Source organism: Pseudomonas sp. FP2196 (assembly GCF_030687715.1).
Lineage (GTDB): Bacteria > Pseudomonadota > Gammaproteobacteria > Pseudomonadales > Pseudomonadaceae > Aquipseudomonas.
Genome location: NZ_CP117445.1, coordinates 2,098,870 through 2,117,046 on the forward strand (window position 1 = coordinate 2,098,870; position 18,177 = coordinate 2,117,046).

At 62.8% G+C, this 18,177-nt stretch carries 2 protein-coding genes (1 of these 2 only partly in view); both read left to right on the forward strand.

Annotated elements, in window-relative coordinates; translation table 11 throughout:
- Positions 1-12,321 (forward strand): non-ribosomal peptide synthase/polyketide synthase, encoded by a 12,321-nt coding sequence (locus PSH79_RS09510; protein ID WP_305442332.1) that lies wholly within the window; start codon positions 1-3, stop codon positions 12,319-12,321.
- Positions 12,321-18,177: the 5' portion of a non-ribosomal peptide synthase/polyketide synthase gene (locus PSH79_RS09515; RefSeq protein ID WP_305442333.1), read on the forward strand. The gene runs 9,134 nt beyond the window's last position; only the first 5,857 of its 14,991 coding nucleotides appear in the window; it begins with the start codon at positions 12,321-12,323; its stop codon lies off the right edge, out of view. Before PSH79_RS09510 ends, PSH79_RS09515 begins: the two co-directional genes overlap by 1 nt.

The window sequence follows — 18,177 nt, forward strand, 5'->3', positions numbered from 1 at the left end:
ATGAATGCAGAAGACTCCTTGAAACTCGCTCGCCGGTTTATCGGGTTGCCCCTGGAAAAGCGCCAGATGTTCCTTGCGGCCCTGCACAAGGAGGGCGTTGATTTCGCCCGGTTTCCGATTCCCGCCGGCGTTGAGGCCGAGGATCGTCAGGCGCTGTCCTACGCGCAACGACGTATGTGGTTTCTCTGGCAACTCGATCCGCACAGCGGTGCCTACAACCTGCCGGGCGCGGTGCGTCTGAGCGGGCAGTTGAACCGTCGCGCACTGGAGCAAGCGTTTGCCAGTCTGGTCGAGCGCCATGAAACCCTGCGCACGGTGTTCGAGCGCCAAGCCGATGACAACCTGCTGCAGGTGCCGGCGGCGGCACCGCTGGTCATCAACGTTGAGGATTTCACGGGCCTGCCGGCCGTCGAGCGTGAGCAGGCGGTTGTCCGCGCAGCGGAACAACAATCGGTGTTGCCATTTGATCTGGCGGTTGGGCCGCTGTTGCGGGTGACGCTGCTCAAACTGGCTGAACAGGAGCATGTGCTGCTGCTGACCTTGCACCACATCGTTTCCGATGGCTGGTCGATGAACGTGCTGATCGATGAGTTCATCCGCTGCTACGACGCGTTCGATGGCGGCCAGCAGCCGCAACTGGCGCCGCTGCCGATTCAGTACAGCGACTATGCCTTGTGGCAGCGCCGCTGGCTGGAGGCCGGCGAGCAGGCGCGCCAACTCGATTACTGGCAGGCACAACTGGGCGACGAACATCCGGTGCTGGAATTGCCGCTGGATCATTCACGTCCAGCGATGCCGAGCTATCGCGGCACCCGCTACGAATTTGCCGTCGACGCGCCGTTGGCCGAGCAACTGCGCAACACCGCGCAGCAGCATCAAGTGACGTTGTTCATGCTCTTGCTCGGCGCGTTCAATGCGCTGCTGCATCGCTACACCGGCCAGACCGACATCCGTGTCGGCGTGCCGATTGCCAACCGTAACCGTGGAGAAATCGAAGGCCTGATCGGTTTCTTCGTCAACACCCAGGTACTGCGCACGCAACTGGACGGCCAGACCCGTGTCGACGATCTGCTGCGCGCCATCAAGGAAACCGCCCTCGGAGCCCAGGCCCATCAGGATCTGCCGTTCGAGCAACTGGTCGAAGCGCTGAAACTGGAACGCAGCCTCAGCCACACGCCGTTGTTCCAGGTGATGTACAACCACCAGCCGCACGTCGCCGATGTCGCCACGCTCAGCACCGCTTCGGGTCTGGCGCTGAGCAGTCTCGACTGGCAGAGCCGCACCACCCAGTTCGACCTGACCCTGGACACCTACGAAAAGGGCGGCAAGTTGCACGCCGCGCTGACCTACGCCAGCGACCTGTTCGACGCCGCGACCATCGAGCGCATGGCTCGCCACTGGCTGCGTTTGCTGACAGCGATGGTCGCCGATCAGTCGCAGCGCGTCGGCGAGTTGCCACTGCTGGAGGCTGATGAACAGCACACACTGGTGCGCCTCTGGAACGACACTTCGACGGCTTATCCAATCGAGCAGCCAATTCATCAACTGATCGAAGCACAGGTTGCGCGCACGCCCGACGCGCCAGCGCTGGTGTTCGGTGAGCAGACCCTGAGCTACGCCGAAGTGGATGCCCGGGCCAATCGTCTGGCGCATCTGCTGCGTGAGCAGGGCGTGCGGGCGGACAGTCTGGTTGGCATCTGCGCCCAGCGCTCGCTGGAAATGGTCGTCGGCCTGCTGGCCATTCTCAAGGCCGGTGGCGCCTATGTGCCGCTGGACCCGGAGTACCCGCAGGAACGTCTGGCCTACATGATCGAGGACAGCGGCATCACCTTGTTGCTGACGCAAAGCGCGCTGTTGGCGGCGCTGCCAACTGATGGCGTGCAGGTCATTACGCTGGATCAGCCGGGCCTGCTCGATGGCTACAGTGAGAGCCGTCCCGAGGTCTGCGTCGATCCGTTGAATCTTGCGTATGTGATTTACACCTCCGGCTCCACCGGCAAGCCCAAAGGTGCGGGCAACAGCCACGCGGCGCTGGTTAACCGCTTGTGCTGGATGCAGCAAGCCTATGCGCTTGACGCCAGTGATTCGGTGTTGCAGAAAACCCCGTTCAGTTTCGACGTATCGGTCTGGGAGTTCTTCTGGCCGCTGCTCACCGGTGCGCGACTGGTCGTCGCCGCGCCGGGGGCACACCGCGATCCGCTGCAACTGATCGACACCATCAACCGCTACGGCATCAGCACGCTGCACTTTGTGCCGTCGATGTTGCAGGCGTTCATTCACGAACCGGGCGTCGAGACGTGCACGGGGCTCAAGCGCATTGTCTGCAGCGGTGAAGCGTTACCGCTGGATGCGCAACTGCAAGTCTTCGCCAAGCTGCCGAACGCCGGCCTCTACAACCTCTACGGTCCGACCGAAGCGGCGATCGACGTCACCCACTGGACCTGCGTCGACGAAGGCGCCGACAGCGTGCCGATCGGTCGACCGATTGCCAACCTGCGCACCCACGTGCTCGACGCCGAGCTGTTGCCGGTGCCAAGTGGCGTGGCTGGCGAACTGTATCTGGGCGGCGCCGGGCTGGCACGCAGTTATCACCAGCGTCCGGCACTGACCGCCGAACGTTTTGTGCCGTGCCCGTTCCACGACGGCGCGCGCCTGTACCGCACCGGTGACCGTGTGCGTCAGCGCGCCGACGGCGTGATCGAATACCTGGGCCGTCTCGACCATCAGGTGAAGTTGCGTGGCTTGCGCATCGAACTCGGTGAAATCGAAACCCGCCTGATGCAGCACCCGCTGGTGCGCGAAGCGGTGGTGCTGGTGCAGGGCGGCAAGCATCTGGTGGCTTATCTGGTGCTGGAAACCGCTCAGCCAGACGAGCAATGGCAGCAGGACGTCAAGGCCTGGCTGCTGGGCAGTCTGCCGGAATTCATGGTCCCGACCTACCTGCTGACCCTGGACAAACTGCCGGTCACCGCCAACGGCAAACTGGATCGCAAGGCCCTGCCGCAACCGGACGCCGCACCGCAACAAGCCTTCGTTGCGCCGCAGGATGTGCTGCAAAAAGCCTTGGCGGCGATCTGGGAAGACGTGCTGGGCCTGGAACGCGTCGGCCTCGAAGATAACTTCTTCGCGCTGGGCGGCGACTCGATCATCTCCATCCAAGTGGTCAGCCGGGCGCGGCAGGCCGGGATCCGTGTCAGCCCGCGCGATCTGTTCCAGTACCAGACCGTGCGCAGCCTCGCGCTGGTGGCCACGCTGGACAACCAGACCTCGGTGGATCAAGGGCCGGTAACCGGCGCCGCCGTACTCGGGCCGATCCAGCAACACTTCTTCAGCCGGACGATGCCGGTGCGTGAGCACTGGAACCAGTCGCTGCTGCTGACCCCGCGTGAACCATTGAATGCGCAGTGGCTCGATGCAGCGCTGGCGCATGTCATCAACCATCACGATGCCTTGCGCCTGCGTTTTGTCGAAAACGCCGAAGGCTGGCAGCAAAGCCACGGCGCGCCGGTTGCAAGCGCTGACGTGTGGCAGCGCGATGCCGAATCCGTCGAGCAGTTGAACGCCTTGTGCAACGAAGCCCAGCGCAGTCTTGATCTGCACAACGGCCCGCTGCTGCGCGCGTTGCTGGTGAACTTGGCGGATGGCAGTCAGCGTCTGGCGCTGATCATTCACCACCTGGTGGTGGACGGGGTTTCCTGGCGAGTGCTGCTGGAAGATGTGCAGCAGGCTTATGAACAACTGGCGGCGGGGGGCGGCATTCAGTTGCCGGCAAAAACCACGTCCTTCCAGAGCTGGACGACGCGCCTCGAAAGCCAAGCATCACGCTTCGACACCCAACTGAGTTATTGGAAAACCCAGCATCAGGATGCGCAGGATCTGCCGTGCGAACGCCCGCAGGGCAGCCTGCAGAACCTGCATGGCGAGAAAATCGAGTGGCGCCTCGATGCCGAGCGCACCCGGCAACTGCTGCAACAGGCGCCGGCAGCGTATCGCACGCAGGTCAACGATCTGCTGCTGACCGCGCTGGCGCGCACCATCAGCCGCTGGACCCAACAACCGGGCACGCTGATCGAGCTCGAAGGCCATGGCCGCGAAGACTTGTTCGATGACGTCGACTTGAGTCGCACCGTAGGCTGGTTCACCAGCCTGTTCGCGGTCAACCTGAGCGCCGCCGACGATCTCGATGGCTCAATCAAGTCGATCAAGGAGCAACTGCGCGCGGTGCCGGACAAAGGTCTGGGCTATGGCGTGCTGCGTTATCTCGCAGCACCGTCGGTGCGCGCCGAACTGGCGCAGCTGCCGCCGCCACGCATTACCTTCAACTATCTTGGTCAGTTCGATCGTCAGTTCGACGACGCGGCGCTGTTCGTACCGTCCGCTGAAACCAGCGGTGTCGCACAGGACCCGGCAGCGCCGCTGGCCAACTGGCTAACGGTGGAAGGTCAGGTGTACGGCGGCGAACTGTCGATGAGCTGGGGCTTCAGCCGCGAGATGTTCGACAGCGCGACCGTGCAGAAACTGGTGGATGATTACGCCAGCGAGTTGCACGTGTTGATCGAACATTGCTGCACCTTGCAAGCCGCGCAAGCGACGCCGTCGGACTTCCCGCTGGCGCAGGTCACTCAGGCGCAACTCGATGCGCTGCCGGTGCCGGCCGGTCAGCTCGATGACCTTTATCCACTGTCGCCGATGCAACAAGGTTTGCTATTCCACACCCTCTACGAGCAGGCGGCGGGCGAATACATCAACCAGTTGCGCGTCGATGTGCAAGGCGTTGATCCCGAGCGCTTCCGCGCGGCGTGGCAGGCCACCGTTGATGCGCAGGATATTCTGCGCAGCGGGTTCGTCTGGCAGGGCGAACTGGCGCAGCCGCTGCAGATCGTGCACAAGCAGGTGCAGTTGCCGTTCACCACGCTGGACTGGCGCAGCCGAGACAACCAGCCAGCGGCCCTCGCAGCGCTGGCCGACGCCGAGCGTCAGCAGGGCTTTGATCTGACCTGTGCGCCGTTGCTACGGCTGGTGCTGGTGCAGACCGGCGCCGAGCAATGGCACCTGATTTACACCCACCACCACATCCTCATGGATGGCTGGAGCAACTCGCAGTTGCTCGGCGAAGTCTTGCAGCGCTACAGCGGCCGCACGCCGGTAAGCGGTGGTGGCCGTTATCGCGACTACATCGCCTGGCTGCAACGTCAGGACGGCCAACTCAGTCAGGACTTCTGGAGCGGGCAACTGGCTGCGCTGCAAGAGCCGACCCGACTGGCCCGCGCCGCTACCGGCGGGGAAAACCTCAGTGGTCACAGTGACCAATACCTGACGCTGGATGTGCCGCGTACTCAGGCGCTGGAAGCGTTTGCCCGGCAGCAGAAAGTCACCGTCAATACCTTGGTGCAAGCCGCGTGGCTGCTGTTGCTGCAACGCTACACCGGTCACGAAGCGGTGGCGTTCGGCGCCACCGTGGCCGGGCGCCCGGCGGATCTGCCGGGCATCGAGCAACAGGTCGGTCTGTTCATCAACACGTTGCCGGTGATCGGCGCGCCGCGTCCGGATCAGACTGTCGGCCACTGGCTGCAAGCGGTGCAGGCGCAGAACCTCAGCCTGCGCGACTTCGAACACACGCCGCTGGCGGATATTCAGCGCTGGGCGGGGCAGGGCGGCGAGGCGCTGTTCGACAACATTCTGGTGTTCGAAAACTACCCGATTGCCCAGGCGCTGAGTCAGGCCGGGCAAGGGCTGGTGTTCGGTGACGTGGGCAATCTTGAGCAGACGCACTATGCGCTTAGCGTTGCCGTGACATTGGGTCAGCAACTGGCGCTGCATTACAGCTTCGACCGTGGCCAGTTCACCAGTGACGTGATCGAAGGCATCAGTGCGCATCTGCTGCAATTGCTCGAGCAGTTTGCCGTGTCGGCTGAACGCAACCTCGGCGAAATCGCTTTGGCCAGCGCTGACGAGCAGGCGCGCCAGCAAGCTGAAAACCATCCGCAGCCATACCCGGTGGACAAAGGCGTGCATCAGCGTATTGCCGCTTTGGCCGGCGAAAATCCGCAACGCACGGCGGTGATCTTCAACGGTCAGCGCTTCAGCTATGGCGAAATCGATCAGCGCGCCAACCAATTGGCCCACGCGCTGATCGCCCGTGGTGTCGGCCCGGAAACCCGCGTCGGTGTGGCCCTGCCGCGCAGTGAGGCGGTGATCGTCGCGCTGCTGGCGGTGCTCAAGGCTGGCGGCGCCTACGTGCCGCTGGACACCAGCTATCCGCGTGAACGTCTGGCTTATCTGATCGAAGATTCGGGGCTGGCGCTGTTGCTCAGCGACTCGTCGGTGTCGGCGCAATTGCCCGTAGCCGAATCGGTGCCATTGTTGGAGCTGGATCGCCTCGACCTGCGCGAATGGCCGATCAACGCGCCCCAGGTGCAACTTGATCCGCACAACCTCGCGTATGTGATTTACACCTCCGGTTCCACCGGTAATCCGAAAGGCGTCAGCGTCGCTCACGGCCCGTTGGCCATGCACTGCCAGGCCATCGGTCAGCGTTATGAAATGCGCGACAGCGATTGCGAATTCCACTTCATGTCGTTCGCTTTCGACGGCGCCCATGAGCGCTGGCTGACCAGCCTGACCCACGGCGCCTCGTTGCTGATCCGCGATGACAGCCTGTGGACGCCGGAGCAGACCTACAACGCCATGATTGAACACGGCGTGACGGTGGTCGCGTTCCCGCCGGTGTACCTGCAACAACTGGCCGAACACGCCGAGCGCGTCGGCAACCCACCCAACGTGCGCATTTACTGCTTCGGCGGTGACGCGGTGCCGAACGCCAGTTTCGAGCGGGTCAAACGTGCGCTCGACCCGGACTACATCATCAACGGTTATGGCCCGACCGAAACCGTGGTCACGCCGCTGATCTGGAAGGCCGGTCGCGAGGTGCCGTGCGGTGCCGCTTACGCGCCTATCGGCAGCCGCATCGGTGATCGCAGCGCTTATGTGCTCGACGCCGATCTGAACCTGCTGCAGCAGGGCATGGCCGGTGAACTGTATCTGGGTGGCACGGGTCTGGCCCGGGGTTATCTGAATCGTCCGGGGCTGACCGCCGAGCGCTTTGTCGCTAACCCTTTCAGCAGCACTGGCGGCTTGCTCTATCGCACCGGTGACCTCGTTCGCCAGCGCGCCGACGGCACGTTCGACTATCTGGATCGCATCGACAATCAGGTGAAGATCCGCGGTTTCCGCATTGAGCTCGGTGAAGTCGAAGCCGCCCTGCAAGCGCTCGACGGCGTGCGTGAAGCAGTGGTCGTGGCCCAGGAAGGCAGCGCCGGTAGCGGCAAGCGTCTGGTTGCCTATGTGGTGGGCGATTCTGACCGCGCGGACTTCACTGAAGACCTGCGTGCGCAGCTCAAGGCTACCTTGCCGGCGCACATGGTGCCGGCGTATGTGTTGCGTCTGGAACGCATGCCGCTGACGCCGAACGGCAAGCTCGACCGCAAGAATCTGCCGAAACCGGATGTCAGCCAACTGCAACAAACCTATGTCGCCCCACAGAGCGCGCTGGAGCAACAACTGGCGACGATCTGGCAAGACGTGCTCAAGCTTGAGCAAGTCGGCATCAGCGACAACTTCTTTGAGCTGGGCGGCGATTCGATCATTTCGATTCAAGTGGTCAGCCGTGCGCGGCAGGCGGGTATTCGCTTTACGCCCAAAGACCTGTTCCAGCACCAGACCATTCAGGCGTTGGCCGTTGTCGCGCAGACGGGCGAAGCGTTGCAGTTGATCGATCAGCAACCGGTCACCGGCCGCACGGCGCTGTTGCCGATTCATCAGGAGTTCTTTGCTCAGTCGATTCCCGACCGTCATCACTGGAACCAGTCGGTGATGCTCAGGCCGAATCAGACACTGGATGCCCACGTGCTTGAACAAGCGCTGGATGCGCTGGTGTTGCATCACGACAGCTTGCGTCTGGACTATGTCGAGCAGGCGGATGGCTGGTCGGCGCAGTACCGCGACGTCGCAACCCAAGCGGGTGAAACCATCCTCTGGCAAGTCGATGTTGCCGACCTCGCAACGCTTGAGGTCTTGGGCGACAAGGCTCAGCGCAGCTTGCAATTGAGCGGTGGCTCGCTGATTCGCGCGGTGCTGGCGAACCTGGCCGATGGCAGCCAGCGCCTGTTGCTGATCGTCCATCACCTGGTGGTCGATGGCGTGTCGTGGCGGATTCTGTTTGAAGATCTGCAAAATGTTTATCGGCAGATTGCCGCGGGCCATACCGTGCAATTGCCGGCCAAGACCAGTGCGGTCAAAGCCTGGGCGGCGGCGTTGCAGGACTACGCGGCCAGCCCTGCGTTGCAGGCTGAACTGGGCTTCTGGCAGCAGCAGTTGCAAGGCGCTTCTGCCGCTTTGCCTTATGATCGTCGGAACGGCGGCCAGCAGCACGATCAGGCACTGACGCTTCACAGCAAGCTAGACAAATCTCTGACCCGACAGTTGTTGCAGGATGCGCCGGCGGCGTATCGCACCCAGGTCAACGATCTGCTGCTGACGGCTCTGGCGCGGGTGATGGTGCGCTGGACCGGTGCTGACCACGCGCTGGTATTGCTTGAAGGCCACGGTCGCGAAGATCTGTTCGACAGCGTCGACCTGACGCGCACTGTCGGCTGGTTCACCAGTGTGTTCCCGGCGCGACTCTCGCCGGTCGCAGAGCTGGGTGCGTCACTCAAGCAGGTCAAGGAACAACTGCGGGCGATTCCGCACAAAGGCATCGGCTTTGGTGCGCTGGCGCATCTGGGCGATGAGCAGGCTCGCCAGACCTTGCAAGCCTTGCCGGCACCACGCCTGACCTTCAACTATCTGGGCCAGTTCGACGGCAGCTTCGACGCCGCTGACGACGCGTTGTTCGCGCCGACCAGCGAGTCCGGCGGTGCTGAAGTCAATCTGCAGGGCCCGCTGGGCAACCCGCTGGCGCTGAACGGCAAAGTCTTCGGCGGTGAGCTGGACCTGAGCTGGACCTACAGCGGCGGGATGTTCGACGCGGCGACCATCCAGCGGCTGGCCGATGATTACGTGCAGGAATTGACGGCGCTGATCGGCCATTGCTGCGACAACGCCAACCGTGGCGTGACACCGTCGGACTTCCCGCTGGCGCAACTGTCGCAGACGCAGCTCGATGTGCTGGTTCTTGAACCGCAGTCCATCGACGACATCTATCCGCTGTCGCCGATGCAGCAGGGCATGTTGTTCCATACGTTGCTCGAACACGGCAACGGCGATTACATCAACCAGATGCGTCTGGACGTCGACGGCGTCGATCCGCAACGTTTCCGCGCGGCGTGGCAAGCGGTGGTGGATGCCCATGACATTCTGCGCACCGGGTTCTTCTGGCAGGGCAATTTGCCGCAACCGGTGCAAGTGGTGCTTCGTCAGGTCGAGGTGCCGTTCAGCGTGCTCGACTGGCACGGCAAAACCGGGCTGGACGCAGCGCTGCAAACGCTCGCTGACGAAGAACGTGCACTGGGTCTGGACCTGACCTGCGCGCCGCTGCTGCGTTTGGTGCTGGTGCGCACCGCGACTGATCGTCATCACCTGATCTACACCAATCATCACATCCTGATGGATGGCTGGAGCAGTGCGCAGTTGCTCGGCGAAGTGTTGCAGCATTATCGCGGCGAAGCGGTGGCGCGTCCGGCGGGCCGCTATCGCGATTACATCGGCTGGCTGCAGCGTCAGGACAATGCGGCGGCCGAAGCCTACTGGCTGGCGACGCTGAACAACCTGCAAGAACCAACGCGTCTGGCCACTGCCATCGCGCGGCCGCATGACGGCTTGCCGAGCGTCGGTTATGGCGATCATTACCAAGTGTTGGACGCGGATCTGACTCAGCGTCTGGGTGAGTTTGCCCGAGCCGCGAAGGTCACGGTCAACACCGTGGTGCAAGCCGCATGGCTGTTGCTGTTGCAGCGTTACACCGGCAAAGACTGTGTGGCGTTCGGCGCCACTGTTGCCGGGCGCCCGGCGGATCTTCCGGGTGCTGAAGCGCAGATCGGTCTGTTCATCAACACCTTGCCGGTGGTTGCCGCGCCGCAAGCACAGCAGAGTCTGGCCAGTTGGCTGCAAGGGGTGCAGGCGCAGAATCTGGCATCGCGCGAGTTCGAACACACGCCATTGGCGGATATTCAGCGCTGGGCCGGGCAGGGCGGTGATGCGCTGTTCGACAGCCTGATGGTGTTCGAGAACTACCCGATTGCCGAAGCGCTGGAACGTGGCGCACCGCAAGGCTTGCGCTTCGGCGCGGTGGCCAATCAGGAACAGACCAACTATCCGTTGACCCTGCTAGTGAACATGGGCGCGCAACTGACGGTGCATTTCAGCTATCAGCGCGACAGCTTTGCCGCCGCCAGCGTGGCGCAGTTGGGCGCGCATTTGCAGCGTCTGCTGAGCCAGATGACCGAGGCAGGCGAACGCGTGCTCGGCGACTTGAACCTGATCGAAAGCACTCCAGGCATCGCTGCCGATTTCGTCACCGATCTGTGCATTCATCAGGGCATCGCCCGTCAGGTGGCGGCGACGCCGGATGCACTGGCGGTGACCTTCGGCAGCGAGCAACTGACTTACGCCGAACTGGACGTGCAGGCCAATCGTCTGGCGCACAAGCTGATCGAGTCGGGTGTCGGCCCGGAAGTGCGGGTGGGCGTGGCGATGCCGCGTTCCGAGCAGTTGCTTGTCGCCCTGTTGGCGGTGCTCAAGGCCGGTGGCGCCTATGTGCCGCTGGACCCGAATTACCCGGCGGATCGCGTTGCCTACATGCTCGAAGACAGCCGTGCGCGGGTGTTGCTGACCGAGCAAGCGATCGCCGCGACCCTGAGTGTGCCGAGCGAAACGCAAGTGTTGTTGCTGGATCAGGTGTCGCTGAATAGCTATTCAGTTGTGGCGCCTCAAACATCGGTCGCGCCGGATAACCTTGCTTACGTGATCTACACCTCGGGCTCCACCGGCAAGCCAAAAGGCGTGGCGATTGCCCATCGCAACGTCATGGCGCTGATCGAGTGGTCGGCCAAGGTCTACAGCCGCGACGACATCCAAGGCGTATTGGCTTCGACCTCGGTGTGCTTCGATCTGTCGGTGTGGGAGCTGTTCGTCACCTTGGCCAACGGCGGCTCGCTGATCATCGCCCGTAATGCCCTGGAGCTGCCGCAACTGGCAGCCCGCGATCAGGTGCGCCTGATCAACACTGTGCCGTCAGCCATTGCTGCGTTGCAGCGCGCCGGGCAGATTCCGCCAAGCGTGCGGATCATCAACCTCGCTGGCGAGCCGCTGAAACAAGGCTTGGTGGATGCGTTGTATCAGCAGTCGACGGTCGAGCATGTCTACGACCTGTACGGCCCGTCGGAAGACACCACCTATTCGACCTGGACTCGCCGCAGTGCCGGTGGTCAGGCGCGCATTGGTCGAGCCCTCGACCACAGCAACAGCCATTTGCTCGACGCCGATCTGCACGTTGTCCCGCAAGGGGTGTCGGCCGAGTTGTACCTCTCCGGCGCCGGCATCACTCGCGGCTACCTGGGCCGTGCGGCGATGACCGCCGAGCGCTTCGTGCCCAACCCACTCGCCGCCAATGGTGAGCGCATGTACCGCACCGGTGACCTGATTCGCGAGCGCGAAGATGGCCAACTGGAGTACATGGGGCGGATCGACCATCAGGTGAAAATTCGTGGATTCCGCATCGAACTGGGCGAGATCGAGGCGCGATTGCTCGCCCAACCGGCAGTCACCGAAGCGGCGGTGCTGGCCGTCGAAGGCGAGGCTGGCGCGCAACTGGTGGCCTATGTGGTCGCCCCGCCACTGGATCTGTATGACGGCGAAGCGCAGCGGCTCCTGCGCGACGGACTAAAGACTGGCCTCAAGTCTTCGTTACCTGACTACATGATTCCCGCGCACCTGCTGTTCCTTGAGCAGTTGCCACTGACCCCCAACGGCAAACTCGACCGCAAGGCCTTGCCAGCGGTCGATGCCAGCCAGATGCAGGCCGCGTATGTCGCGCCGCACAGTGAGCTTGAGCAGCAGGTCGCGGCGATCTGGCAGCAAGTGCTCGAAGTGCAACGCATCGGCCTGAACGACCACTTCTTCGAACTGGGCGGGCACTCGCTGCTGGCGGTCAACGTGGTGTCGCGCATTGCCCTGGAACTGGGCCTGACGCTGACCCCGCAACTGTTATTCCAGCACCCCGTCCTGAGCGACTTTGTCGCTCACCTCGATACAGGAGGCGGGGCAATCAACGAACAGAAACTGAGCAAGCTGGAAGCCCTGCTTGACGATATGGAGGAAGTCTGATGGACAAGAGTGTTGCTTTGAGGGTAGCCAAGCGCTTTATCACTCTGCCGCTGGACAAACGTAAGCTGTACCTGGAAAAGATGCTCGAAGAGGGCGTCTCGCCGGCCAACCTGCCGATCCCGGAAACACGTTCCGGGTTTACGGCGATTCCTCTGTCGTACGCCCAGGAACGTCAATTGTTCCTCTGGCAAATGGACCCGCACAGCACCGCGTATCACATCCCCAGCGCCCTGCGCCTCAAGGGGCGGCTGGAGGTGGCGGCGCTGGAACGCAGTTTCAATGCCGTGGCGGCGCGTCACGAAAGTCTGCGCACCACGTTCGCCGAGCAGGGCGAAACCTTCTGCCAGGTGATTCATCCGCAATTGCCGCTGAACATCAGTCTGATTCCGCTGCCCGAAGGCCTTGATGCCGCTGGTGAAGAGGCTGCGATCAAGGCGTTCGTCGAAAGCGAAACCGCGCGCCCGTTCAACCTGCAACAGGGCCCGTTGCTGAGGGTGTCGCTGCTCAACGTCGCGGAGGACGATCATGTGCTGGTGCTGATCCAGCACCACATCATCTCCGATGGCTGGTCGATCAAGGTGCTGGTCAACGAGCTGATCCAGCATTACGCCGCCGACACCAGCGGGCAGTCGCTGACGTTGCCGGCGCTGGAAGTGCAATACGCCGACTACGCGATCTGGCAGCGTCACTGGCTGGAAGCGGGCGAGCGTGAGCGGCAACTGGCTTATTGGGTCAAGACTCTGGACGGCGAGCAGCCGGTGCTGGAGTTGCCGATCGATTTTCCCCGTCCGGCGGTGCAGAGCCTGCGCGGTGCGCGGCTCGAACTGAATTTGCCGGCAGATCTTGGCGACGCCCTCAAACAATTGGCCCAGCGCGAAGGCGCGAGCCTGTTCATGGTGTTGCTGGCATCGTTCCAGGCGTTGCTGCATCGCTACAGCGGCCAGGCGCAGATTCGCGTCGGTGTGCCGACCGCCAACCGCAACCGCGTCGAGACCGAAGGCCTGATTGGTTTCTTCGTCAACACCCAAGTCCTGAATGCCGAGGTGAACGGGCAACTGCCGTTCAACCGATTGCTGGCGCAGGTCAAGCAAGCGGCGATGGACGCTCAGGCGCATCAGGATCTGCCGTTCGAGCAACTGATCGAAGCGCTGCAACCGGAGCGCAGCCTGAGCCACAGCCCGGTGTTCCAGGTGATGTTCAACCACCAGAACAGCCGTGATCAGGGGCGTGGCGCGGTGCAACTGCCGCAGTTGAGTGTCGAGGATGTGCAGTGGGAAGGGCGCACCGCGCAGTTCGACCTGACGCTCAATACTTACGAATCCAACGACGGTTTCGCCGCTGAACTGACCTACGCCACTGACCTGTTCAAGCCAGAAACCATCGAACGCATTGCCCGTCACTGGCAGAACCTGCTGCGAGGCATCGTGGCCGCACCGACCCAGCGAGTCGGCGAATTGCCATTGCTGGAACTTGCCGAACACGGCGTGCTGTTGCAGGACTGGTTCCGCAGCGCCGATCACAGCGCTCAGGCCGAATGTGTGCAGCGCGACTTTGCCTTGCAGGCGCAGCAGACGCCGCACGCCACCGCGCTGATCATTGGCGCAGACGTGCTGACCTACGGCGAGCTGGATGCCCGGGCCAATCAACTGGCGCACAAACTGATCGAGGCCGGTGTCGGCGCGGATCAACTGGTCGGCATCGCCGTCGAGCGCAGCGTCGAAATGATCGTTGGCCTGCTGGCGATTCTCAAGGCGGGCGGTGCGTATGTCCCGCTGGACCCGGCGTATCCAGAAGATCGTCTGGCCTACATGATCGAGGACAGCGGCCTGCAATTGCTGCTGACCCAAGCGCACTTGCAGGCACAGTTGCCGATCCCGACGGGCGTGCAAACTTTGTTGCTCGATCAGCCCGGCGACTGGCTGGCGGCTTATCCACAGACCGCGCCGGACGTTGCGGTCAACGGCGAACATCTGGCCTATACGATCTACACCTCCGGTTCCACCGGTAAACCGAAAGGCGTGATGGTGCGTCATGCGGCGCTGAGCAACTTTGTCGCGAGCATGATCAAGCAACCGGGGATCGCGGCCACTGATCGCATGCTGTCGCTGACCACCTTCTCGTTCGATATCTTCGGCCTGGAAATCTACGGCCCGCTGCTGGCCGGTGCCTGTGTGGTGCTGACCGGCAAAGACGTGCATCAAGACCCGCAAGCGGTGCTCGAACTGATCGAGCGCCACGCCGTCAGTGTGCTGCAAGCCACGCCGTCGACCTGGCGCATGCTGCTCGACAATGAGCACGCCGCGATCCTCAATGGCCGCACGTTCCTCTGTGGCGGTGAAGCGCTGTCGCAAGAACTGGCGCAGCGCATGCTGACGCTGACACCCCGCGTGTGGAACCTCTATGGCCCGACCGAGACCACCATCTGGTCGGCGCAACACGCCCTGAGCGCCGATAACAGCCGTCCGTTCCTCGGCACGCCGATCGACAACACCGCGCTGTATATCCTCGGCAGCGACCTTGAGCTCAATCCGCTCGGCGCACCGGGTGAACTGCTGATCGGCGGCGATGGCCTAGCCCGTGGTTATTTCCAGCGCCCGAGCCTGACCGCCGAACGTTTTGTGCCGGATCCGTTTTCGAAAAACGGCGCACGTCTGTACCGCACCGGCGACCTGACCCGCTATCGCGCCGAGGGCGTGATCGAATACATCGGGCGAATCGATCATCAGGTGAAAATCCGTGGTTTCCGTATCGAGTTGGGCGAAATCGAAGCACGTTTGCTGGCGCTCGACAGCGTGCGCGAAACCGTTGTGGTCGCGCAGGACGGCCCCACCGGCCCGCAACTGGTGGGCTACGTGGTGCCATCGGCCAACGATGTTTCGGACACCGATTTGCGTGCCGCGCTCAAGGCCAGCCTGAAGGCTGAACTGCCGGAATACATGGTGCCGGCGCACCTGTTGTTCCTCGCGCAACTGCCGCTGACCCCCAACGGCAAAGTCGACCGCAAGGCCTTGCCGGCGCCCGACGCCAGCCAATTGCAATCGACCTACAGCGCGCCGCAGACCGCCACCCAGCACAGCGTCGCCGAGATCTGGCAAGCGGTGCTGAAACTGGATCGCGTGGGCCTGGGCGATAACTTCTTCGAACTGGGCGGCCACTCGTTGCTGGTCACCCAGGTGGTCTCGCGGGTGCGCCAAGCGCTGAACGTTCAGGTGCCGCTGCGTACGCTGTTTGAACACAGCACGCTGAAAGATTTCGTCGCCGCGCTCGGTGTAGATCAGGCGCATCAGGAGCCGCCGATTGTCGCGTTGCCGCGCCTGCAACCGCTGGCGCTTTCGTATGCTCAGGAGCGCCAATGGTTCCTCTGGCAACTGGAACCGACCAGCACCGCCTATCACGTACCGGCCGCGCTACGCCTGCGCGGTGAGCTGGATCTGGCAGCGTTGCAGCGCAGTTTCGATGCCCTGATCGAGCGCCACGAATCCCTGCGCACCTGCTTTGTCGAAGAGCAGGGCCAGACCCTGCAAGTGATTCAGGCCCATGGAACGCTGGATCTGCACGTGCAGGATGTTGCCGCCGATCTGGACGAGGTCACGCTGCAAGCGCTGGTCGCCGAAGAAACCCTGCACCTGTTCAATCTTCAACAAGGCCCGCTGTTGCGGGTCAAATTGCTGCGTCTGGCGGCTGACGACCACGCACTGGTCATCACCTTGCACCACATCGTCGCCGATGGCTGGTCGATGACGGTCATGGTCGATGAGCTGGTGGCGTTGTACGCCGCTTATAGCCAGGGAAAGACCGTGCAATTGCCAGCGCTGCCGGTGCAGTACGCTGATTACGCGGTCTGGCAAAAGCAGTGGATGGACGCCGGTGAACGCGAGCGTCAGTTGAGTTACTGGACCGCGCAACTGGGCGATGGCGACCAGCCGCTGCTGGAGCTGCCGACCGACCGTCCGCGTCCGCCTGAGCAAAGCTATCGCGGTGCCCGTCGCGACATTCCGTTGAGTCTTGAGCTGGCGACTGCGCTCAAGCAGGTTGCCCAGCGTGAAAACGTCACGCTGTTCGCGCTGCTGTTGGCGTCGTTCCAGACGTTGCTGCATCGCTACAGCGGTCAGGCCGATATCCGCGTCGGTGTGCCGGTGGCCAACCGCAACCGGGTCGAGACTGAAGGGCTGATCGGTTTCTTCGTCAACACGCAGGTGCTCAAGGCCGAATTCGACAGCCAGCAGACGTTCCGCAGCCTGCTGCAACAAGTGAAAAACACTGTGCTCGGCGCCCAGGCGCATCAGGATCTGCCGTTCGAGCAACTGGTCGACGCGCTGCAACCGGAGCGCAGTCTCAGTCACAGTCCGTTGTTCCAGGTGCTGCACAACCACCAGAGCCAGGCCCGTCAGGCACAAGGCGCCACGCGCTTGCCGAACATCGAGATTGCAGGCCTGAGCTGGGCGTCGAACACCGCACAGTTCGATCTGACCCTGAACACTTTTGAATCCACCGACAACGTCTGGGCCGAGCTGACCTACGCCACCGACCTGTTCGACGCACCGACTATCGCACGCCTGTCGCAACACTGGACGAATCTGCTGCATGGCATCGTTGCCGACAGCGGCCAGCGCATCGCCGACCTGCCGCTGCACGACGCCGCCGAACGTGCGGCAACCCTGTTGCAATGGAACCCGGCTGTGGCCGATTTCCCGAGCGAGCAGTGCCTGCATCACCTGATCGAAACCCAGGCTGCCCGCGCACCGCAAGCGATTGCCGTGACCTGTGCCGAGCAATGCCTGACTTACGGCGAGCTCAACAGCCGCGCCAATCAGTTGGCCCACAAACTGATCGCCAGCGGTGTCGGCCCGGATGTGCGCGTCGGTCTGGCGGTGGAGCGCAGCCTCGACATGCTGGTCGGGCTTCTGGCGATCCTCAAGGCCGGCGGCGCCTACGTGCCGCTTGACCCGAGCTACCCGGAAGAACGCCTGAGCTACATGATCGGCGACAGCGGCATCTCGCTGCTGCTGACCCAAAGTCATCTGCTCGCTCGTCTGCCGGTGCCGGACTCGGTCCGCAGCTTGATGCTCGATCAGGAGCGCGACGGCTTCGAAGGCTACAGTGATAGCAATCCGCAGGTGCGCATGAGCCCGGACAACCTGGCTTACGTGATCTACACCTCCGGTTCCACCGGTCAGCCGAAGGGCACCTTGCTGGCGCATCGCAACGTGCTGCGTCTGTTCGAAGCCACGGGTGCGTGGTTCGATTTTGGCGCGCAGGATGTCTGGAGCCTGTTCCATTCCTACGCCTTCGACTTTTCGGTGTGGGAGATTTTCGGTGCGCTGCTGTACGGCGGCAAACTGGTGGTGGTGCCTTACGAGGTCAGCCGTTCGCCGGAAGATTTCTACGCCTTGCTCTGCCGCGAAGGCATCACCGTACTGAACCAGACGCCGTCGGCGTTCAAGCAATTGATGCAAGTGGCGTGCGCCCCGGAACACGCGGCGCAACAGCCGTCGCTGCGTTACGTGGTATTCGGTGGCGAGGCGCTGGAAGTCAAGAGCCTGCGCCCGTGGTTCGAGCGTTTCGGTGATCAGGCGCCGCAGCTGATCAACATGTACGGCATCACCGAAACCACCGTTCACGTGACCTACCGGCCGATTTCGATGGCTGATTTGCAAGGCGATGTCGGCAGCCCGATCGGCGAGCCGATTCCGGATCTGTCGTGGTATTTGCTCGACGGTGATCTGAACCCGGTCGCCAAAGGCTGTATCGGCGAGCTGTACATCGGGCGTGCCGGTCTGGCGCGGGGTTATCTGAACCGTGCGGATCTGACCACTCTGCGTTTCATTCCCGATCCGTTCGCCGCTGATGGCGGGC

Excerpts from the sequence above, each read along its gene's own strand:
- PSH79_RS09510 (WP_305442332.1), top strand. The coding sequence starts at position 1 with ATGAATGCAGAAGACTCCTTGAAACTCGCTCGCCGGTTTATCGGGTTG.